The sequence below is a fragment of the Izhakiella australiensis genome, from assembly GCF_002006995.1.
Taxonomy (GTDB): Bacteria; Pseudomonadota; Gammaproteobacteria; order Enterobacterales; family Enterobacteriaceae; genus Izhakiella; species Izhakiella australiensis.
The window spans coordinates 1-21,853 of sequence record NZ_MRUL01000005.1; the positions used below are offsets into that span (position 1 = coordinate 1).

Sequence of the window (21,853 nt, forward strand, 5' to 3'; positions counted from 1 at the left end):
GAAGCGCCAGGGCCGGGATATGGCGCTGCTGTGTCCGTTCCATGAAGAGAAGACGCCGTCGTGCGTCATCAGCCCGGAGAAGAACCTGTATCACTGCTTCGGCTGCGGCGCGGCGGGGTCGGTCATCTGATCTCTTCCCTTTAAACAGTCCAGGCGATCCTCGAACGGATAAATCCCGGCCCCCAAACATATCTTTTATGTGACTCCAGTCTCATCCCTGCCCACAAACACAACACAAATAAACATAAAATGCTAGATTTTGTTGTGTTGTGTTAGGCGAGAGTAAGAGCCTGCTGCTCGGGTTGTATTACGCAAAGTATGGTTCTCACTATAAATAAATATTATGCAGTATGCATTTTTTAAAAGCTGATATAAGCAGTGGTTATTCTAATCAGGCAAAACTGTTGTTTTGAAGAGACAGTAATATCTGACCCAGGAATGCATCATAAAAATGAGAGATACTATGAGTAAATATACTGAAATGTCTGAGCTCGCCATAAAGTATCTGGGCGGAGTGGAAAATATTGTACACATAACACATTGTGCAACCAGGCTGCGTATTAACGTAAAAGAAAATAATTCTGTCGATATTGAAGGATTAAAAAAGCTGCCAAACTCTGCCGGTGTTGTAAGAAATCAAGAGCAAGTACAGATTATTATTGGTCCGAATGTAGACGATGCATACAATGAGATTATTGCCATTTCGCGGTGGAGTGAAATTGGAAATAAAGAAAAAGAATCGTCAAAGGAAAAGTCCGGACCACGTAACTTTAGCTGGTATGTAAATAAGTTCGCAAATTTTGTTGCTCCCATGTTTATGCCCGTAGTACCAGCAATGATCGTTGGTGGGATGATACTTTCAATACGTAACCTCCTTGTGAACTATGTTGGAATGGACGTCAATGGCGGCACAGCAAATGTCTTGCTGGCTATTTTCCAGGCGGGATTTGTATTCTTACCTGTTTATCTCGGTTATACACTGGCTTCACAGTTAAAAATGCAGCCTATCATGGGCGCATTTCTGGGCGCGGTGCTTTTAACTGAAAGAATAAATAATGTTAGTGGATTGAGCTTTGCCGGAATAAGTATTCCGCAAATAGAGTATGGCGCGACAATTCTCCCGGTAATACTGGGGGTTTTCTTTATGTATTATGTTGAAAAACTTTTAAAGAAAATCATCCCGGAATTTTTAATTTACTTTGCCAAGCCTCTCTTAACCATGGTTATTTGCGTTCCAATTCTTCTTATTATAATTGGGCCACTGGGAACGCGAGCCAGCGGAGCTATCGGTGATTTTTGTATCTGGCTTGGTGATACCGTAGGGTTCCTGTCGCAACCAATATTATCAGCCGCCTATCCCTATATGGTGATGTTAGGAATTGATAAAGCGTTAGTGGCTATCGGTGTACATTTAGTTGCCACGGTAGGTTATGACTCAGTAACCGGATCAATGGGCTTTATCTCTAATCTATGTATCGGCGCCAGCGCCTTGGCAGTCGCGACAACCAGTAAAGTTGATAAGGCGCAAAAAGGGATGTACAGCTCCTTCGGAATAACAGCACTGTGCGGCGTGACCGAGCCTGCATTTTATGGCTGTTTGATCTCCAGGCCCCGAGTATTAATTGGTACAGCATTAGGTGCAATTAGTGGTGGGATTGTCGCAGGCTTACTGGGGCTTCGCGCCTATATAATCGGTGGCTGCCCCGGATTACTGACATTTTTATATTTTGTTGATGACAAAGGTAACCTTCATTATGTGTTTATTGCCGCTATCGTCGCTGCTGTATCCATCATCGTATCCTTCACAGCAACCAAAATGATTTTAACATTAGATGAAAGAAGAGCAGCTAAAAAGAACCGTGTACAAATGCAGCAACCACTATGACGACCATGAGCGAACTTACTTTAATAAATAAAGGATAGGTATATTATGAAGGTTTTAGTTGGACACTTTGTAACAGAATCTAATGCAAACATACCACTTAAAAATGAAATCACGGATTTTGAATTATATTTCGGGGATACTTGCATCAATAAAATGCAGATTGCTGAGGTGTTTTCTGAGGCTAATATAGAACTTATTCCTTCAGTTTATGCGGATGCAGGGCCGTCAGGCGTTATAAAAATTGATGCGTTTAAATATATCGAGTCTTGCTTTCTGCGTGCGGTACGCAAGCACTTACATGAAATAGATGGCATTTATCTTATGCTTCATGGTGCCAGTGAAGTAGAAGATATTGGTTCAGGTGACCATCACATTTTGCGCGAGATAAGAAAAGTTGTCGGTCCCTATATGCCCATTGCTATCGCCTGTGATCCACATGGCAATCTGTGTAAAGAATACGTTGAATCAACTACATTGATCCGCAGTTACCGGGAGTCACCACATATAGATAATCTGGAAACAAAGAAAAAAGTGGCCTCAATGCTTTGCGGTCTCCTGAAAAAACGAGAAAACATCCATTCTATTTATAGAAAGCTGCCGTTAATTTTAGGAGGGGAGCAAAGCGTTTCATTTGATGAACCTGTCAAATCTATTAACCTTTACCTCAATGAGTTAGAGCAAGATACGCGCATCCTGAGCGTGAGCTGGCATGTGGGTTACATTCGACATGATACTCCCGTTGCAGGCTGCGGTATCGTTGTCGTCCCGGCGACAGAGCAAGATTTTGAATGGGCTGAAGAAGTGGCAGATAAACTGGCAGAATTTATCTGGAATAAACGACATGAGTTCCATTATACCGGTTTGACTGCTCAGCCAGATAAAGCACTTGAGATGGCTTTAGATTTTGCAGACAAACCCGTTTTTATCACAGACTCCGGTGATAACACCACATCAGGCGCTACAGGCTGGAATACCGTAATTTTAAGGCAAGTTTTGTCCTTAGCGTCATTAAGTAAAAAAATATTGTTTGCCAATATTTGCGATCCGGATACCTTCAGAACGCTTGAGCTGATGAACACAGGCTCAAGAACAATGATTTCCCTGGGCGTAGACCACGACGAGATGTCAAAAAGTGTTGAGCTTGAAGTTATTATTAAAGCTAAAGGAGAAGTTCGTGGGTATATGCTAAATTCTCGCGATGAATGCTATGGTCATAGCGTAACGGTGACGGTAGTAGATACGACTATTGATATATCTATTGCAAATAGTCGCCAAACTATGGCTGAGCATCATCAATTTATTGCTGCTGGCCTCGATTGGGATGAGTATGACATCATCGTTGTAAAACAAGGCTATATTTTCCCGGAACTTAAAGACAAAGCTAAACTTTCCATAATGTCTCTGACGATGGGTGCGACACCGCAAGATACACGCTCAATTCCCTTTAAGCGTGTAATGAGGCCTATGTTTCCTATAGATAATATTTGATTTAACAGAATTAACACCAGATTCGCGCGATGCAAAATATACATTGCATATGGATATTTTAAGGTGCCCTGACAGGCATACTTATACTTAATCAAAGGTTTTCACATGAGTAAAAAAAATGTATGTTTTAAGCAAGTTAGTCCTCCAGAAAAAGACTGGAGCGGAATTCCCGTTCCGTTAACGGAAAAAACCATTTCGGAAAGAAAAGAAAAAATTCTCAAAAAAATGAAAGAGCGAGGTCTGGACCAGATCATAATCTATGGAGATGTAGAACATGGAAGTAACTTTGAGTATTTAACTGGATACTTTACCCGCTTTGAAGAGTCGCTTTTAGTAATCAACGTTCACGGCGAAATAACGCTGGTTCTGGGAAATGAAAATCTCAACAAAGCAACTAAATCAAGGGTAACCGCCAACGCTGTACACGTACCACATTTTTCATTGCCTAATCAGCCACTTTCGCAGGAAAAGTCTCTGCAAGAATTACTGAGCCTGGCAGGAGTAAGAAATAATACCAGAACCGGGCTTGTCGGATGGAAAATGTTTGTCAGCAACGGGGAAGTTGAAAAAAAATTATATGATCTTCCATCATATATTGTTGACACCATCAGGCATATAGTCGGCAATGAGCATCTATTGTCTAACGAAACTGATTTATTTATTGGTGAGCACGGGGTTAGAACGATAAACAATGCAAACGAAGTGGCTCATTATGAATATGGCGCAGCGTTGGCATCTGACTGCATACTTGATGCAATGGACAAACTGGCGCCAGGCGTCACGGAGCAAACGTTAGGTGACAGCCTGAATCGCGCAGGTCAACATAACAGTATTGTCACGATTGCCGCGGCGGGTCCACGCTATGTATCAGGGAATATGTTTCCCACTGATAATGCTGTTAAATGTGGTGATACTATTTCCCTCACCGTTGGCTACCGGGGGGGAGCATCAACGCGTGCAGGTTATGCGGCTTACCATCAACATGATCTGCCAGTTGAAGCGCAAGGCTATATGGATGCAGTCGCAGTACCCTATTTTCGCGCTTATGTTCTCTGGCTCGAAGCGATTTCTGTTGGCATGGCGGGAGGCGAGCTATTTGGCAAAATAGATCAGATACTTCCACGTCAAGATTATCATTGGTCTCTTTGTCCTGGCCATTTGGTAGCTGACGAAGAATGGATGTCTTCTCCCATTTATGAAGGCTCTACCGAAAAGCTTTTAAGCGGTATGATCCTGCAAATAGATATTATCCCTGCTGTGCCAGGATTCGGGGGAGCTTCAGCCGAAAGTACGGTACTCCTTGCTGATGAAAAATTAAAGCAGGAAATTAAAGACGCTTATCCTGAAATGTGGCTCAGAATGCAAAAGCGCAGGTCTTATCTTATTGAGACGCTGGGGGTAAACTTGTCCCAGGATATTTTGCCAATGTGTAGTTCAGTCGCCTTTTTGAGACCATATCTTTTAGATAAAGAACGTGCTCTGGTTTGCTCAGATTAACCGGTCATAAAATGCTTCAACTGCGGTTCTGTAATTTTATATAAGGTATGATGTCTTTATTAACCTGCATTTAAAATTACCGAACCGCTTTCAAAAAATGTGATTATTTGTAATATCCCAGAATCCAATATTCCCCCTGTGATGCATCTCCCCTTGTCCGGCTATTCCGATATTTCGTTGTCTTGTGTGGGCCCTGTTTTTATTTATTCAATGTTACTTTTACTGAATTACAGTGTCAGCTCGCACTTATATTTACCTGAGTCATGCGTTACGTATAAAATTCTTAAGTATTATTTCATGTTGACGATGATTTTCATTAAAGGTAAGATTTACTCTGGCAAGTAAGCTCTGACATTTTAATTTTAAAAATGACAGATGGAATCCTGGCGAATCAGAATTAATTACTATTAAAAGAGTTATACAATGAAACAGGCAACGCGACAAATATATATTCTTGAGCAGATAAAGGTTCACGGCGAGGTAAGCTCTAAGGATTTAGCAGAAAAATTGAATGTTTCTACGATGACCATTAGCCGTGATTTGAAAGAACTTACCAAGAGCGGAAATATTGAACTTACACACGGGGGAGCCGTTTTACATGGCATTGATATGTCAGAACATTCAATGTCAATAAAAGAAGGCGTTAATATCGAAGGTAAGAAAAAAATAGCCAGATATTGTAAGTCCCTGATCAAACCTGGAGATTCCATTTTTATTGAAACAGGAACAACAACGCTTTTCGTAGCAAAAGAAATCTTCCGTAATACGGACAGTAAGTTTTATACAAATTCACTTCTCGTACACAATGCCTTATCAAAATATGAAAATATCCTTCTCTACTCGGTTCCGGGAAAGTACAGGGCGCTTTCTAAAGGTTTTTTGGGTATTCAAACTATAAACTATGTACAAGATTTCAGCTTTGATATTGCATTTATTGGTACAGAAGGAATCAGCGTAGAGGGTGACATTACTTTACCCAATGAAGAAGACGCATATACGAAAAAAGCAATAATCAAGAATGCCAAAAAGGTTATTATTGTCGCAGACGCTTCGAAATTTGGCTTAATGCACAAATACCGAGCCGCAAAGTTAGATGATATAGATATGATCGTCACAGACCTTCCCCATGAAGATCCTTTTTTCCAGCAGGTAACCCAAGCCGGAAAAGTTATATCTGTAGCTGAAATAGAACCGGACGCCTTTTAATATCAACATCGGCTGCGTCGAGTTGGATCGCTAACAGAGAGCAGCGCTCGTGACGCTTCATCGCGCCAGCCCCGTGCGGATGTCGCAATGTCACTCCCCTTCAGGCGATTGAAGTCACCACGACGACAATGCCTTTTCTATTATTATTTCCCTCACCCATTTCTTGATATCATAGCCCGCTATAACATCATCGCATTCAGCGATGACAGAATCATCTCATTTCAGAACAAAATAATTAATTTAAAATTCAATACTTTAAGGGATAAGCATGAGTAACAAATGTATTAACTGTGATATCGAAATCCCGCGCGGCGTCGATTATTGCCCCGATTGTGAAGCACGCGAGCTGAGCAAAATCAGAGGATTTCTTATCCTGCCGGCGATCGGCATTATCCTTTCGATTATCTCGCTGTCCTGGTCCACCTTTCAGACGTTAAAAATATTGGTGGATAAGTTTCAGCTGCTAACCCCGACGCTAACCTGGCTGGTTAGCTATGAGCTGGTCGGCTTCTTTTTATTATTCCTGCTTTCGGTTTACACCTGCTTTTTATTTTTCGGCAAAAAGAAGGCATTACCTAAAACTTATATCCTGCTGATGCTGTCAGGCCTGGCGTTTCACGCCGTCGACGTCTATCTGACTCATCATTTTCTCGCCACGCCCGTCGCTTCCGATGACCTGCGCGTGGTGTTTCATTACCTGGTCTCCAGCTGCATCTGGGTTCCTTACTTTATCGTCTCGGTGCGGGTGAAAAGAACCTTCGTAAAATAGCCCTTCCAGTTAGCTACCACGGGCGCGGGTCAACGCGCCCGTGAATGGTTACAGGAAGTCCCCCTCAGCTATACCCGGTGGCAAGCGACCAGATGCCCGGAGGCCACTTCCCGCAGCTGCGGCGCGGTGCGACGACACTCAGCGGTGGCCAGCGGGCAGCGTGACGAAAAGCGGCAGCCGGGCGGTGGGCGTGATGGATCGGGGATCTCGCCCTGCAGCGCGGCGATCGGCTCGCGCTCCGGGTCCAGCGTCGGCACCGCGGCCAGCAGCGCGCGGGTATATGGGTGCAGCGGCTGACTGAATAGCACGTCGCGGCTGGCGGTTTCCACCAGTTGCCCCAGATACATTACCGCGACGTCATCACACAGGTGCTCGACTACGCCAAGATCGTGAGAAATAAACAGAAAGGTAACGCCGTGTTGCTCGCGTAAATCGGAAAACAGGTTAATGATCTGCGCCTGAATGGAAACGTCCAGCGCTGAGATCGGCTCATCGGCGATGATAAAATCCGGATTGAGGATCAGCGCGCGGGCGATGCCAATACGCTGGCGCTGACCGCCGGAGAACTCGTGGGGAAAACGGTTGTAATGCTGCGCGGCCAGACCGCAGATTTTCATTACCTCAGTGACTTTGTCATACAGTTCGGCACGGCTGCACAGCTTATGTTCCAGCATCGCTTCGCCGATAGCGTTGCCGATGCGAATACGCGGGTTAAGCGAGCTATAGGGATCCTGAAACACCAGCTGCATTTGCGGGCGCAGCGCTCGCATTTGTCGCGGCGTCAGATTTTGCAGCGGCCGGCCGCCATACTTAATGCTGCCAGCCGTTTTGTCATACAGCCCCAGCAGAGTGCGTCCAACGGTGGTTTTCCCGCTGCCGGATTCGCCAACCAGACCGAAAATCGTTCCTTTGCGAATTTTAAAGCTAACGCCATCAACGGCACGCAGCTGTCCGGTTTGCTGACCGAACAGCCCGTCGCGCAGCGGGAAATATTTTTTTAGTCCTTCGACTTCAACAACGTAGTCATTGCTCATATGACCGCCCCCGCTAACGCGCTGTGAAAACAGGCGGCCTGATGCTGCTGACCGATGGCGGGCGGAATACCTTGCCGGCAGCGCTGCGTTGCGCGCTCACAGCGTTCGACAAATGCGCAATACGGCGGCAGTCCGGCAAGATCCGGTACCTGGCCCGGGATGGAATAGAGACGACGACGGCGCTCGCCCGGCACCGGCCGCGAGGCGATAAGGCCTTTGGTGTAAGGGTGCAGCGGGTTACGCAGCACGTCACGGGTTGGCCCCTGCTCGACGATACGCCCGGCATACATCACGACCACCTGTTCGGCCATCTGCGCAATCACCCCTAAATCATGGGTGATGAGCATCAGCGCCATCTGTTGCGCGCGCGCCTGGTCGCGCAGCAGGCGCAGAATCTGTGCCTGTACGGTGACGTCCAGCGCGGTAGTCGGCTCATCGGCAATCAGCAGCTGCGGCCGACAGCTGAGCGCCATGGCAATCATGATACGCTGCAGCATGCCGCCGGAAAGCTGATGGGGATAGCTGCGCATCAGGCTCTGCGCTCGCGCCAGGCCGACCTCTTCGATCAGCTGCGTGGCCTGCTGCCAGGCGGCCTTTGCCGTCATGCCGCGATGGCGAATAAGCGGTTCGCACAGCTGCTCGCCGACGGTCAGCACCGGGTTAAGGGCGCTCATCGGTTCCTGAAAAATCATTGCCAGCTGATTGCCGCGCAAATCAGCCATCTGCGTAGGTTTAAGCCGCAGCAGGTTTTTATCCTGAAACAGGATTTCCCCCCCGTCGATGCTCGCGACCTGCGGGGGAAGCAGGCCCATCAGCGACATGGCGGTGACGCTTTTGCCGCAGCCGGACTCACCCACGACGCCGACAGTCTGCCCGGCATGAATAACAAATGACACCTCCTGCACGGCCCGTACCCGGCCCCGTTCGGACTCAAAGGAAACCGAGAGTTGGTTGAAGGTAACCAGCGGCAGGTTCATTTCAGGCTCCGTTTCATCTTCGGATCCAGCGCGTCGCGCAGTCCGTCGCCCAGCACGTTGATAGCAATAACGGTAATAAATATGGCGATACCCGGCGGCATCCACAGCCAGGGGCGGCGCTGAAAATCGATCAGGCTGTTAGCGGCATCCATCATGTTGCCCCACGAGGGCGTCGGTGGCACCACACCGAGGCCAAGATAGCTCAGCGCAGATTCCATCAGGATGGCATTAGCCACCGCCATGGTCGCCATGACCACCAGGATCGGTATGGTATGAGGTAGCAGGTGGTTGAACAGGCGGCGGCGCGATGACAGACCCAACACCCGGGTCGCCAGCATAAAATCACGTTCGCGCAGCGACAGGATCTGGCCGCGCACCAGCCGCGCCAGCTTTGGCCATTCCAGCAGGCTCAGCATGACAACCACCATGTAAATACGCGCATCCGGCGAAAAATCCAGCTCTGCCAGCATGGCGCCAGCCACGATCAATAGCGGCAGAGACGGAATTGTCATCACCAGATCGGCCAGCCGCATAAGTAGCCGGTCGGTCAGACCGCCGGCATAGCCCGCCACCGCGCCAAGCAAGTAACCGAGCGTCACCGATAGCAGCATCGTCAGCAGACCGATCGCCAGCGAAATACGCCCGGCTAACATCAGCCGGGTATAGACGTCACGACCGAGGAAGTCGGTGCCCAGCCAGTGAGCGGCGCCGGGAGGTTTATTGATCATCAAAGCATCGGTGGCGTCGTCTTTCCACGGCGACCAGTCAGGGCCAAGCAGGCACCAGAGCGCCATGATTATCAGTAGCGCCAGGCAGAGCATCGCCAGGCGGTTGCGCCTCAGCGCGCGCCAGGCCAGACGCCAGGGCGAAGGCGTAACCTGAGCCAGTAGCGGGATCGCCGCTTTACGCAGGCGCCGGCTGGGAAAAATAAGCGAACGTAGCATCACGACCTCACGCGGATACGCGGGTCAGCCCACGCATAGAGCACATCGGCAAGCAGATTGCCGAGAATAGTCAACACCGCCAGAAACAGGGTAAAGCCCATCAGCACCGGATAATCGCGCGCCGCCAGCGAATCGATATGGATATGACCGGCCCCCGGCCAGTTAAACACCTTTTCGGTGATAATCGCCCCGGAAAACAGCCCCGGCAGCTCAAAGCCCAGCAGGGTAATAATCGGCAACAGGGCGTTGCGCAGCGCGTGCTTGAGGATCACCGTTCTTTCAGCTAACCCTTTGGCGCGGGCGGTGCGGATAAAATCCATTTTCACCACGTCGAGCATGCTGGCGCGAAAATAACGCGTCAGGCTGCCTGCCTGCAGCATGACCAGCGCCAGCACCGGCAGCGCCAGATGCGCGGCCACCTGCATCGCCCAGGCCAGCCCGCTGTCGTCGCTGCCGGTATTGGTCATGCCGCCTACCGGCAGCCAGTGCAGATCAACGGCAAACCATTTGATAAGCAGCAGGCAGAGAAAGAAAGTGGGAAACGACATGGCCGCGAATACTGCGATGCTCACCAGGTGATCGAACAGCGAGTTGGGCTTCATCGCCGAAATAATGCCAACCGCCAGCCCGATGCCCCAGTAAAAAACCAACGCGATTATCGCCAGCAGAAAAGAGTTCCAGATGTACTGATTGAGCAGCTGGCTGACAGGGATCTGGTACTGCAACGAAAAGCCAAGATCGCCGCGCAGCAGCTGACCCAGCCAGTGCAGATAGCGAGTAAACAGCGGCTGGTCGAGCCCGTAAATCGCTTTCAGTTCGGCGGCGCGGGCGGCGGTGAGCGTGATATTGCCATCGATAAAGTCGCCGGGGGTTTTGGCGAACAGCATGAAGATGATTAGCGAGGCAAACAGCAGCATTGGCAGGGTCTGTAACAGCCGTCTCAGAATAAAATTTTTCATCGCTTTCTCATGCCGCCAGCGGCAACCAGCCCGATGGCGGCAATATTTACGCCATTACTTAACGATTTTCACATCCGGCAGGCTGCCGGTCAGCCCGTTATAAATATCCGGCTTGAAGCCGCTGACGCGGGCGCTGCTGGCCGAAAGGATTTCGCGGTAGCCGAGCAAAATCACCGGCGGATCGTCGGCCAGCACCTGATACAGCTGATGATAAATTGGCTTGCGCTTTTCAATATCCAGCACCGCATTGCCGTCATTAATTAGCTTATCCACCTGCGGATTGTGATAGCCCGACTCCTTCGCTTCGCTGCTGTAAAAGTCCCACACGCCATCGTGCGGATCGTTCAGCGTGCTGGTGCTAAATGAGGCCAGATCGTAATTACCGGCTTTACGCTGTGCCATCAGTGCGTTGAAATCCACCACCTGCGGCTTCAGCAGCACGCCAATCTGGCGCCAGTTCTCTTTAGCGATAGGGATCAGCGCGTCGTTAAGCACCTTCTTGCTCACCAGCAGGGTTAGCTCAAGGCGCTTGCCGTCTTTCGTCCGGATGCCGTCTGCCCCTGGCTTCCAGCCTGCCTCATCGAGCAGCTTTTTCGCCTGCGCCGGGTCATATTTATACGGATTGACCCCCTGAGTATTGTAGGCCCAGGAGATGGGGGCAATCGGCTCGATCGCCACCTTGCCGTAGCCCTGATAAACCACATCAATCAGCTTCTGACGATCGAGGCCGTAAATCAGCGCTTTACGCACTCTGGCATCATTCAGCGCCGGACGGCGCACGTTGAATTCCACCTCACTGTAATCGCTGGAACCGTACAGGTTGATGTTGGCAAAACCGAGCAGTTTTAGCTGCTCAATATCATCAGGACGCGAGGTAAAGGCGTCATAATCGGTTTCGCCGGTCTGGAACAGCTGGAAGTTGGTGGACGGGTTAGTTACGCGATAGATAAAGCGCAGCGTGGGCGGCGTGCCGCGATAAAAATGCGTGTTGGCGTGAAAGCGAATCTCTTGGCCGGGAATATATTTATCATAAACGTAAGGACCGTTACCCAGCGGCTTGCCGTGCAGGGTACGTAAATAGTCGAGATTACCGCGCTGATAACCCTTGCCGTAATAGGCTTTAGACAGCACCGGCCCGCCGATTTTCGCCAGCGTAGTGGCGCCTGGCTGGGTGGTCGTTACCTGAAGGGTGAGCGAATCGATCACTTTCAGGCCGCTGACGCTGTCGGCTTTACCCGCTTTATACTGCGCGCCGCCGGCGATGTTAGCGAGGGTAATATCGGTATCCCCATCATATTTCGGATCGTGCAGAACGGTGAGCGTGAAAGCGACGTCTTCGGCGCTAAGGGGCGAGCCGTCGCTGAACGTCAGACCAGGACGCAATTTGATGGTGTAAACCTTGTTGTCCGGGCTGACGGTCCAGCTTTGCGCCAGGCCGGGTACCAGCTTACCGTGACTGTCCCAGTCAATCAGACGAGAAAAGATGACGTTAGTAACATTCTCATCCCAGCCGTTGACGAAAAAATAGGGGTTAAAAATCCCCTGCGGCTCGGAAATGCCGGCCACCACGGTATCTTTGCGCAGTTTCGCCGCCGTTGGCACCTGACTGACCTCTGTTGCCGGCGTGATGCCCTCTTTTAGCCGTTCATCGGCACTGGCACCGGATGCAAATGCCAACATGCCGCCAAGCAGAGCAATCTGCACAGCGGAAGCTAAACGCGTGGTTTTAATTTTTAAGCTGTTCGGTAAGCGTACCAAATGAGTTCCCTCGTCGTATAACGGCATCAATTATTGACAAATAATGACGAAAGATAAGAGCCGCTGATGTCGCTGTCTAACAACGAAAGGATATGGATTATAACAATAAATCCTTAGTACAAATTCGGCAAAGCAATGCTATAAAACGGCTAATAAATTCCGTTAATTATTTACCGTTTCGCACAACGCTCTGGAAAAACACCGCAACATTCCTTGCAAAAATAACAGATAAAAGTAGGGTTGTTATTGGTGACAAGGAAAATAAACCTCAAAAGGAAATGAAAATGTCGGGTGTCGCGGATAGTTTAATTAATGGATTAATCAGCTTCTGGGAGATTAGCAATGAACCCTGGGGCGCTAAAGACAGTAATTCACAGTTTATCTACGCCAACAAAAAGTATAATGAACTGCTGGCACTGCCTGAAGGATACGACGTAGCGGGTCATTATGACGGTGAGCTGCCCGCCTCTACCGCAGAATTTCAGGAAGAGTTTCAGCAACATGACAGAAAAGTCGAAACGCTGCTCGACCGGGTGACCTCAATTGAAATACATCCTTTTGCCGGTCATCGCTACCTACAACCCTGGTATTTCGATAAATTTCCATTAATGGATGCCGAAGGATACTGCCGGGGCACTATTTTTCACGGCCGGCCGGTGGATATTATAACCATCGAAAAAATAAAGAAAATAAACCATCAGACTTCATTAATTTTCACCCTGCCCTCAGAAATTTTCAGCCCAAGGGAATGGGAAATCGTCTTCTACCTTCTGCAGGGATGTTCCACCAAAGAGATTGGCGATACGCTCAGCCTGTCATACCGGACGGTTTCTAATCATATTCAGAATTTGTATCAGAAAACCGCCACCACCTGCCGAAAAGGCCTGATTGATTACTGCTATGAACGCAATATGACTAACTACGTTCCTGAAAATTTCTTCAGGCAGCAGAAATCAATACATTTAGAGTAACTCATTGACACAGATCGTTAAAACCGACGCGATCGTGGGTAAGGTGCGCATCCGGACATAAAAAAATTAGCTCGACGTCACTGCGCGCTTTTAACTGATGGGCGGTATTCTGGTGAATGCAGAAAATACAGCCTTTTGTAAAGGTCTCGCTTTTTATATCATTAACGGTGCCGCTAATGATATCGCCCGTCCATATTTCGCCTTCCCCTGAAAGAATAATGTACCATTCGTCACCGTTACCGTGGCCATGGCAGCCTACTTTTTTTCCGGCGGCAATAAAGGTGGCATAGGCGTTCAGGTCGGCACTCCCAATTAGCTGCCTGATAGCAATGCCTACCGCTTCATCCTTTTCGGCGTTTTCGGTTGAAAATTTTGCAAACTCGATCATGTCCATATCCTTATTAGATTAAGCAAAAACTACTCTTTTCCAGTGCATTATTAAGTATACATAATATAAATCACGATATGCAGCAAAGGATGAACGCGACGGGATTTATTTTCACTTAGCGAGTTAACTGTTTCGACGCCAGGGTTCTATAAAACCGGATAACAATAACAGTGTGGTCACTATTATCCGGCCACGCTTACAATGATAAATTAGTCTTATTGATTAACTAAGGAAATACGCGTCCTGAGATCCATGATTATGTTGCTATCGCCGGGGGCTGAATTAAAACCATTGCAGGCACCACGCGATAAATTCATAAGCAGCCAAAGGAGGTGGGTTAAAGCTTATGTGAAATTTAATTAAACCAACCACCGCGCAGGTGATGAATATTAAACCCGTCAGCATGCATTAATATAGACTACCGCCTTGAAAGAAATTTTTAAATAAAAAATAACCCTCAACTATAAAATAAAAGGTTGTAATTTAAAAAAACAAAATGGTACATTGCCACAGCTGAACAGAGGATTGCCATATAGCTGTCACATCCTCTATGTGATTGTCCTTTCCTTATAGCAGCCAGTATGGAAGGCCGCCGTTCTGTTACCAGCAATATGTAAAGGTATTACTTTGCAGAGAACCCATCTGCACTGTTTCTATAATAGCGTTCCCTCTGTCGTTGCTGAGTCAACGAAGCAACATAGCTATTAAAGCTAACAATATGGATATTGATGATGAAAAAGACACTACTCGCTTTAGCGCTTTTACCTCTTTTTAGCAGTGTGGCGCAGGCCGACCAGCAGAGCGTGACGCTCGGCTGGGCGCATACCAGTACGTCGGCATCTGACGTTAAAAATTTAGACGGTATTAACGTTAAATATCGCTACGAATGGGATTCGCCGGTCGGTATTATCGGATCCTTTAGCTGGATGAAAGGAGATGATGAATTTAGTTTTTCCTATGATGGCCATGGAAAAACTAAAGTTAATATTTATTCGCTGATGGTCGGCCCGGCATGGCGTATTAATGAATACGTCAGCCTTTACGGATTAGTTGGCGCAAATTTCGCTGATATCAAAGTTAATGCAAGCAATGCCTATTCTTCTGCTGACAGCAAGTGGAACGGCAGCAACTTCGCCTGGGGCGCAGGGGTTCAAATTAACCCCATGACCAACCTGGTTATCGATGTTGGCTATGAGGGATCTCAGTTGAAACCAAATGGCGAAAGCTTCGATCTCAACGGCTTTAATATCGGCGTCGGCTATAAGTTCTGATTTCAGACCTGTCATTCACCTCTGGATATGTAAAAAGCCGGACGTTTTAGCGTCCGGCTTTCGCTGTGAAATAAAGCCCCACGAAAAAGCGTGGGGTGCGTCAGCAGTCTGAAACCGGGCGTTTTAACGTCCGGTTTTTTTATTGCCTCAATGGCTGTTAAAGCCACCACGTTAAAGCAGCGCCTTTTTATCAATACCGAGCCGCTTCATACGCGACAGCAGCGTGGTACGCTTTAGCCCGAGCCGAACTGCCGCGCCTTTGGGGCCGGCGATAACGCCATTACTCTCCTTAAGTACCCTCACAATGCGCTGGTACTCACCCTCTTCGCCATGAATCTCATCATCTGTCTGCGCCTCAGTGTGCGTAGCAAGCGCCGGATACGGCAACATATCAGCATGCGACAACTGCAATACGTTACTGCGCGTCAGCAGCACCGCCCGTTCAATGACGTTTTCCAACTCGCGCACGTTGCCAGGCCACTCCATTTTGCTGAGCAGCTTCAGCGTCTGTGCTGGAATGCTGTCTATATTACGCCCCAGCCGGCGGGCAATATTAAAGGTAAAGGCTTTGACCAGCAGCGGAATGTCCTGCGGTCGTTCGCGCAGCGGCGGAATGCGGATAGGAAAAACGCTCAGCCGGTAGTAGAGATCGCTCCTGAACTCCCGGTCGGCCACCATCTGTTTAAGGTCGCGGTTGGTCGCAGCAATCAGGCGCGCATCGGTTTTAATCACCTTATTACTGCCGAGGCGCTCAAACTCTTGCTCTTGCAGCACGCGCAGCAGCTTGGGCTGCAACTCCAGCGGCATGTCGCCCACTTCATCAAGAAACAGCGTGCCGCGATCCGCTAACTCAAAGCGCCCGATACGCTGCGCGCTGGCGCCGGTAAAGGCACCGCGTTCATGGCCGAACAGATCGCTTTCCAGCAGCCCGGCCGGCACGGCGGCGCAGTTAAGCTTAACCATACGGCGGCCATTGCGCCCGCTGAGCTTATGTATCGCCCTGGCGATTAACTCTTTACCCGTGCCGGTTTCACCCAGGATCATCACCGTACTGTCGCTCTGCGCCACCATCTCGACCTGTTTCATGACCGCCATCATCGGCTCGCTGCGGCCAATGATTTCGCCAAAGTCGCCGGCAACCTTGTTTATCTGCTCGGTCAGCGCCAGATTTTCATCCAGCAGGCGTTCTTTCAGTCGGCGGATTTCCTGATAGGCCAGCGCATTATCAACGGCAATCGCCAGCCGTTCGGTGATTTGACGCAGCAACTTAATATTGGCCACGCCGGTAAACGCCGCCGGGCTGGGATGTGAGAGTTTCAATACGCCCAGCATTCTGCCGCTGAAAATTAGCGGGAACAGGTACAGAGTCTGCTCCGCACCGGGCCACAGCTCAAACAGCATGCGCTCATAGGGCGCCAGGCTATCGCGGCTGCTCAGCGTCAGAAAAAGCGCCTCTCTGGATTTGATCACTTTCTCCGACAGCGTGCCCTTTTCATCCACCCCGGTCCGATCGTGCAGCGGCGCGCTGTCGTCGAGATAATGGGTTGAATAAAGATGCAGCTTGCCCGGGTTGTCCTCGCTGCGCAGCGCCAGGCTAATGGAGCTGAAACCGAAATTGCAATGGATTTCGCGCGCGACCTCTTTGGTCAATTCATCGAGGTCCAGCTTCGACAGCACGGCGTTGGTAATCGCCACCAGCAGGCGAAAATCGTTGCGTTCGCGGTAAAGCTGAGCATAAACGTCATCGCTCTGGCGGTGAGACAGTATATGCTCCACCCCAAGACTGATAATCGGCGCCAATGCCTGCAGCCTGGCAATGTCGGACTCTGACCAGCGCCGCTCAGCATTAAGCAGAAACTCGCAGCCGCCAATGATTTTTCCCTGAGAAACCAGCGGCAGCAGGCAATAGTGCCGGAAGGCAGGATAGGCGTTCAGCTGGCTAAGCTGTGGCCAGCGCTGCTGAAACAGCTCACGCGGGTAATACAACGCCTCAGGATGAGGCAAGGTATGGCTTAGCGGACCGCTGGCCAGCGAGGCCTCATCGCGATAAAAAATAGCTTGCTGCTGCCTGTCCACGCTGTACAGGCTGGCGCTCTGGTTATCAGGCTGCCACATCAGCAGATTGACGCTGTCAGCCAGCCCGCTCTGCTCAACGTGATTTCTCAGTACCTGCGCCAGGGAGCAAAAATCAGGTTGCTGTATCAGCGTGCGGGTTATTTCAAAAAATCCTTGATCGCTGCCAGCACGATTCGGTGTATACGCCATGCTTCCTGCCTGGAAAGTTAAATTTTATTCACTAACAAATTCTTGGCATTGGTTCAGTATAGGGCAAATCGAGGCTGCGCCGGATACCATAAAACCCAACCAGCCGCACCCCTGGTTGCGTCACAACCTCGCCAATTATTGCGGCGTCGCGGCCAAGCGGATGCTGTTGTAACGCGGCGATAAGTTGTTCAGCCGCGTCGCGGGCGGCCACGATGATGAGTTTGCCTTCATTAGCGAAATTTAGCGCATCAAGGCCAAGTAGCTCACAAACACCGCGCACCGCGGGTTTTACCGGCAGCGCGCTTTCATTAAGTTCAATACCACAGCCGCTGGCGGCGGCAAATTCATGGGCGACGGCGTTAACGCCGCCGCGGGTCGCATCGCGCAGCGCTCGTACTCCGGGCTGATGGCGCAGCGACTGAATTAAGGCCGTCAGCACCGCGCAATCACTGACTAATTCACCGGCCATGCCAAGCGCTTCACGCAGATTAAGCAGCGTCGCGCCGTGATCGCCCAGAGTGCCGCTGGTCAATATGACATCACCAGGCTGAATCCGGCTTAAACCCCAGTCAAGTTCTTGCGGAATGGCGCCAAGGCCCGAGGTATTAATAAAAATTTTGTCTGCCGCGCCGCGTGGAACCACTTTGGTATCGCCGGTAACGATGCTAATACCGGCGGCGACGGCGGTTTGCGCCATGCTGGAGACGATGCGCTCCAGCAGCGCCATTTCCAGTCCCTCTTCCAGAATAAATCCACAGGAGAACCAGCGGGGGATGGCGCCGCTCACGGCGATATCATTCGCCGTGCCGCATATCGCCAGCTTGCCAATGTCGCCGCCGGGAAAAAACAGCGGATCGATAACGTAGCTATCGGTGGAAAAGGCCAGACGATCGCCCTGTGTTGCCAGCTGCTGCAGCGGAATACGCGCCTGATCTTCCATTTCCAGCAGCAGAGGGTTGGCAAATTCGCGCATAAATAGTCCGGCAATCAGCTGCTGCATAGCCGCCCCGCCGCTGCCCTGAGCGAGGGTTACTTTCTTCATGGTTGTTCATTCTCCTGCGAACGGTACTGATACCAGGCGCTGCAAGCGCCTTCTGACGACACCATCAGCGCGCCTAACGCGCGCTGTGGCGTACAGCGGCGGCCGAACAGCGGACACTGCGCCGGTTTACAGCGGCCGGTCAACACCTCACCACAGCGTCCCTGCGGATGGTCGCTGGCGCGGCGCGGCGCCAGGCAAAAGTGGCGTTCCGCATCAAACTGTTAATAAGCCGGCGTGAGGCCGACGCCCGAATCGTCAATCACACCCAGCCCGCGCCACTCGCCGGCCCCCTGAACGCTGAAGACCTCGTTTATCACCCGCTGCGCAGTGGGATTGCCCTCCGCGGCAACCACGCGCCGGTATTGGTTCTCCACCCGGCTGATACACGCTATTTTCTGCTCAATAAGCATCATGACGCCTTGTAGCAGATCAACAGGTTCAAATCCGGCAACCACTAACGGCCGCCGGTAATCCCGGGGAATAAAAGCGTAATCGTTGGTGCCGATCACCATACTGACGTGACCCGGCGCCAGCAGCGCATCGATGCGGTTATCAGGCTGTCTCAGCAGGCTGGTCAGCGCCGGAATAAGGGTAATGTGCTGACAGAAGAAGAAGAAGTTAGCGACCCGCTGCGTTTTTGCCAGCTTTAAGGTGACGGCCATCGCCGGCATCGTGGTTTCAAAACCCAGGCCAAACAGCACCACCCGTCGCGTCGGGTTACGCTGCGCCAGCTTCAGTGCGTCCAGCGGCGAATAAATGATGCGTACATCCCCACCCTGCGCACGGGCGTCAAGCAAGGAGCCGGCCGCACCCGGCACGCGCATGGCGTCACCAAAGGTGCAAAAAATCACCCCGGGTTCGCTGGCGATATCAATGCAGCTATCGATACGGTCCATCGGTAGCACGCATACCGGACAGCCTGGTCCATGGATAAACTCAAGGTTGGCCGGCAGCAGCCGGTCGAGGCCGAATCTGAAGATCGCATGAGTATGGCTGCCACACACTTCCATAATACGTAGCGGACGACGATTGTCATGGGGCAGTAGCGCGCTGCGGCTGCGCAGACGCTCCGCCAGTCGCATGACTTCGCTCGCATCGCGGTACTCGTCAACGAAGCGCATCGGGTCGCTCCTCACCATACAGCAGCGCGGCGACGTCGGGCTCCATCTCGTGCATACTCTGTAACGCCGCCAGGGTATCCAGCGCTTGCTGCTGGTCGATCACGCTCATCGCAAAACCTACGTGGATCAACACCCACTGACCAATGCGGCTGCCGCCGTGCCGATCAAGGCAGCCAACCAGCGTCAGATCGACGTCGCGCGTTACGCCGCAAACCTCAGCTCTGGCGCTGGTTTCGCTGATTATCTCGCAGATCCTGCCGGGAACGCCTATGCACATCGCTGCGCCTCCAGCCAGCCCAGCCAATCAGCCATGCCTTCCCCGCTGGTTGCGGAAAGCAAAATAATCTCAATATCCGGATTTACCTCGCGGGCGCAGGCCAGGCATTTATCCACGTCGAAATGCAAAAAAGGCAGCAAGTCGATTTTGTTCAGCAGCATCAGCGAAGCGGCTGCGAACATATGTGGATATTTAAGCGGCTTATCCTCGCCTTCAGTTACCGACAGCAGCGCGACCTTATGACGCTCACCAAGATCGAATCCGGCCGGGCAGACGAGATTGCCGACGTTCTCGATAAACATAATGCCGCCTTCGGCAAGCGGCAGACGCTGCATCGCATCAGCGACCATCTGAGCATCAAGGTGGCAGCCCTTGCCGGTATTGACCTGAATCGCCGGCGTACCGGTGGCGCGAATGCGCCGAGCGTCATTGGCTGTCTGCTGGTCACCTTCAATCACCGCACAGGGAACGCAATCCCGCAAACGCCTCAGCGTTTCGGTCAGCAGGGTAGTTTTGCCCGATCCGGGGCTTGAAACCAGATTTAACGCCAGCTGGCCGGCAGCGGAAAAGCGCACCCGATTGCGCTGCGCCAGACGGTTATTTTTATCCAGCACATCCAGTTCAATTTCTACCATTTTGCGCTGGCTGAGGCCGGGAGCGTGCGTTCCTGCCTCGCCCTGACCGTAATCCAGGCTACCCGCCACCACTTTGCAGGCGGTAAAGCCGCATATCATGACATTATTGAGCCGCAACGGCCGCCGTATGTAAGGGGCGAAGGGCACACCGTGGAACGCTGAATAGAACGTTTGCTCATCGCCTTCAATAGACTGGTTGCCATGGGCGCAACCACAGGTGGTACACATAATTTACTCCTGTTCAATTTCCAGCCGCATGATATGCAGCCCGTCATCCGCCACAATGTTCAGGTCATCGCTGCCACACTGCGGACAGCGTCGTACGCGCCAGGAGCGGAGCTGAACATAGTCCTGACAGCGGCGACACCAGCATTCGCCCGGCTGTTCTTCAATATGCAACGCACAGCCCTCAGCAACGGTGTCGCGGCAGACAAGTTCAAAACAGAACGCCAGCGCGCTGCTTTCCACGCAGGAGAATGCGCCAACGCGCAGCCATACTCCGGTGACCCGACGGGTTTTGTGCCGCAGCGCCTGCTGTTCGATCAGCTCCAGCGCCCGCTGGCAAAGGGTAAGTTCATGCATAAAGCATCTCTGAATGGCTATTCGCCGGGTATATGCAAGATAGATGCCATCTGATAAGGCGCCGCGGCGCTACCGGCGGCCATTTTGCGCGTTGCGGCCGACAGGCTTCAGCAGCGGGCTGGCAGCGTCAAAGATGACGACCTGACATGTCATCATCGATGCCTGCGGCGGCCGGAATAAAAAATACAGCTTAAAATCAATAACATAAAAAATGGCACGGAATGTGCTTGGGGGTGAGTAATTTCATTACCGGATCGATGACGATGATACTTTCTGAACTCGGCGAAAAAGCGGATTTCATTGCCAGACGCCGCCGCGAATTGAACACCCTCTGGCATCAGTACGGCAACACCCTGACTCAGGCCATTACCCAAACGAAGACGCCACTCCATCTCAGCATTAATTGCAGTACAGATAACGGCCTGAGTTTCTGGCTTTTTTCGCACTTTCTCATCGCCGTCCGGCCCGATGCTAACTTCAACGATCACCGGCTGTACTACAGGCTGGAAACGCGCGAAAACCAGCCTGTTGCCGGGCTTGGCGAAGCCCGGTTGGGAGATGATGGCCTGCTGGACGGCGCAATCAATATTCGTCAAAAGGAGGCAGTTTTACTGCACTTCCTGCATCAGGTTCGACCGGTTTACGACCTGCTGTATCAGGCGGTTGAACGTGGTGAATCGCTTAAAACTTCCAGCTTTGAGCAACTGTTTCATCAAGCAAAATCAGCCTGAGAAAGTGTCGAAAATGACACTTCAGGCAGACTTTCGTCAAAAATGACCGTGAC

Annotated in this window: 19 protein-coding genes and 2 pseudogenes; 9 read left to right on the plus strand and 12 right to left on the minus strand. The window is 50.9% G+C overall.

The features are described 5' to 3' along the window. From BTJ39_RS09300 to BTJ39_RS09325, 6 genes and pseudogenes are all read left to right on the plus strand, one after another. Positions 1–127: pseudogene (locus BTJ39_RS09300) on the plus strand (CHC2 zinc finger domain-containing protein); the annotation flags it as partial. A 336-nt stretch (positions 128–463) separates the two neighbouring features. After that, complete coding sequence (locus BTJ39_RS09305; protein WP_078002626.1) at positions 464–1,885, plus strand: PTS transporter subunit EIIC; 1,422 nt, start codon at positions 464–466, stop codon at positions 1,883–1,885. A 45-nt stretch (positions 1,886–1,930) separates the two neighbouring features. Next, the gene (locus tag BTJ39_RS09310) at positions 1,931–3,373 is read left to right on the plus strand and encodes a M81 family metallopeptidase (RefSeq protein WP_078002415.1); all 1,443 of its coding nucleotides are present in this window, start codon (positions 1,931–1,933) and stop codon (positions 3,371–3,373) included. A 105-nt stretch (positions 3,374–3,478) separates the two neighbouring features. Beyond that, positions 3,479–4,870, plus strand: coding sequence for a M24 family metallopeptidase (locus tag BTJ39_RS09315; protein WP_078002416.1), 1,392 nt, complete (start codon positions 3,479–3,481; stop codon positions 4,868–4,870). Positions 4,871–5,293: 423 nt separating this feature from the next. After that, positions 5,294–6,076: a DeoR/GlpR family DNA-binding transcription regulator gene (locus BTJ39_RS09320; protein WP_078002417.1), complete on the plus strand. Its 783-nt coding sequence runs from the start codon at positions 5,294–5,296 to the stop codon at positions 6,074–6,076. A 268-nt stretch (positions 6,077–6,344) separates the two neighbouring features. Continuing rightward, on the plus strand, positions 6,345–6,845 hold the full coding sequence (locus BTJ39_RS09325) for a DUF2569 domain-containing protein (protein WP_078002418.1): 501 nt from the start codon (positions 6,345–6,347) through the stop codon (positions 6,843–6,845). A gap of 68 nt (positions 6,846–6,913) precedes the next feature. Here BTJ39_RS09325 and BTJ39_RS09330 read toward each other — a convergent pair whose 3' ends face one another. Genes BTJ39_RS09330 through BTJ39_RS09350 form a run of 5 tightly spaced genes read right to left on the minus strand, consistent with a single transcriptional unit; the run spans position 6,914 to position 12,439 of the window. Further along, positions 6,914–7,879, minus strand: coding sequence for an ABC transporter ATP-binding protein (locus tag BTJ39_RS09330; RefSeq protein ID WP_078002419.1), 966 nt, complete (start codon positions 7,877–7,879; stop codon positions 6,914–6,916). Then, positions 7,876–8,856 (minus strand): ABC transporter ATP-binding protein, encoded by a 981-nt coding sequence (locus BTJ39_RS09335; protein WP_078002420.1) that lies wholly within the window; start codon positions 8,854–8,856, stop codon positions 7,876–7,878. The genes BTJ39_RS09330 and BTJ39_RS09335 overlap by 4 nt, the downstream gene beginning before the upstream one ends. Then, positions 8,853–9,800 (minus strand): oligopeptide ABC transporter permease, encoded by a 948-nt coding sequence (gene opp4C / locus BTJ39_RS09340; RefSeq protein WP_078002421.1) that lies wholly within the window; start codon positions 9,798–9,800, stop codon positions 8,853–8,855. Before opp4C ends, BTJ39_RS09335 begins: the two co-directional genes overlap by 4 nt. Continuing rightward, on the minus strand, positions 9,800–10,759 hold the full coding sequence (locus BTJ39_RS09345) for an ABC transporter permease (protein ID WP_078002422.1): 960 nt from the start codon (positions 10,757–10,759) through the stop codon (positions 9,800–9,802). The genes opp4C and BTJ39_RS09345 overlap by 1 nt, the downstream gene beginning before the upstream one ends. Before the next feature lie 54 nt (positions 10,760–10,813). Continuing rightward, positions 10,814–12,439: an ABC transporter substrate-binding protein gene (locus BTJ39_RS09350; RefSeq protein WP_241825898.1), complete on the minus strand. Its 1,626-nt coding sequence runs from the start codon at positions 12,437–12,439 to the stop codon at positions 10,814–10,816. 170 nt (positions 12,440–12,609) lie between these two features. Here BTJ39_RS09350 and BTJ39_RS09355 point away from each other — a divergent pair, with 170 nt between their 5' ends. Further along, positions 12,610–13,488 carry a helix-turn-helix transcriptional regulator gene (locus BTJ39_RS09355; protein WP_338418161.1) on the plus strand — a complete coding sequence of 293 codons (879 nt, stop codon included), beginning with the start codon at positions 12,610–12,612 and terminating at the stop codon, positions 13,486–13,488. A 1-nt stretch (position 13,489) separates the two neighbouring features. Here the strand turns inward: BTJ39_RS09355 and BTJ39_RS09360 are convergent, their stop codons facing one another. Next, positions 13,490–13,876, minus strand: a complete 387-nt coding sequence (locus BTJ39_RS09360) for a cupin domain-containing protein (RefSeq protein WP_078002425.1) — start codon at positions 13,874–13,876, stop codon at positions 13,490–13,492. 728 nt (positions 13,877–14,604) lie between these two features. Between BTJ39_RS09360 and BTJ39_RS09365 the strand changes: the two genes are divergently transcribed. Then, a complete protein-coding gene (locus BTJ39_RS09365; RefSeq protein ID WP_078002426.1) occupies positions 14,605–15,147 on the plus strand; it encodes an Ail/Lom family outer membrane beta-barrel protein in 543 nt (180 codons plus the stop codon). Between the two features lie 171 nt (positions 15,148–15,318). Here BTJ39_RS09365 and flhA read toward each other — a convergent pair whose 3' ends face one another. The 6 genes and pseudogenes from flhA to hypA form a co-directional block, all read right to left on the minus strand. Then, positions 15,319–17,412 carry a formate hydrogenlyase transcriptional activator FlhA gene (flhA, locus tag BTJ39_RS09370; RefSeq protein WP_078002427.1) on the minus strand — a complete coding sequence of 698 codons (2,094 nt, stop codon included), beginning with the start codon at positions 17,410–17,412 and terminating at the stop codon, positions 15,319–15,321. 31 nt (positions 17,413–17,443) lie between these two features. Beyond that, entirely contained in the window at positions 17,444–18,454 is a 1,011-nt protein-coding gene (gene hypE, locus BTJ39_RS09375; RefSeq protein WP_078002428.1) for a hydrogenase expression/formation protein HypE, read from the minus strand. Further along, positions 18,451–19,575: pseudogene (gene hypD, locus BTJ39_RS09380) on the minus strand (hydrogenase formation protein HypD). Before hypD ends, hypE begins: the two are co-directional and overlap by 4 nt. Then, positions 19,562–19,852, minus strand: a complete 291-nt coding sequence (locus BTJ39_RS09385; protein WP_078002429.1) for a HypC/HybG/HupF family hydrogenase formation chaperone — start codon at positions 19,850–19,852, stop codon at positions 19,562–19,564. The pseudogene hypD and the gene BTJ39_RS09385 overlap by 14 nt, the downstream one beginning before the upstream one ends. Then, on the minus strand, positions 19,843–20,715 hold the full coding sequence (hypB, locus tag BTJ39_RS09390; RefSeq protein ID WP_078002430.1) for a hydrogenase nickel incorporation protein HypB: 873 nt from the start codon (positions 20,713–20,715) through the stop codon (positions 19,843–19,845). The genes BTJ39_RS09385 and hypB overlap by 10 nt, the downstream gene beginning before the upstream one ends. A 3-nt stretch (positions 20,716–20,718) precedes the next feature. Then, a complete protein-coding gene (gene hypA, locus BTJ39_RS09395) occupies positions 20,719–21,069 on the minus strand; it encodes a hydrogenase maturation nickel metallochaperone HypA (protein WP_078002431.1) in 351 nt (116 codons plus the stop codon). A 233-nt stretch (positions 21,070–21,302) separates the two neighbouring features. On the opposite strand from hypA, the gene BTJ39_RS09400 reads away from it, so the two are divergent. Continuing rightward, the gene (locus BTJ39_RS09400; protein WP_176110280.1) at positions 21,303–21,800 is read left to right on the plus strand and encodes a transcriptional regulator; all 498 of its coding nucleotides are present in this window, start codon (positions 21,303–21,305) and stop codon (positions 21,798–21,800) included. The last annotated feature ends 53 nt before the right edge of the window (positions 21,801–21,853 follow it).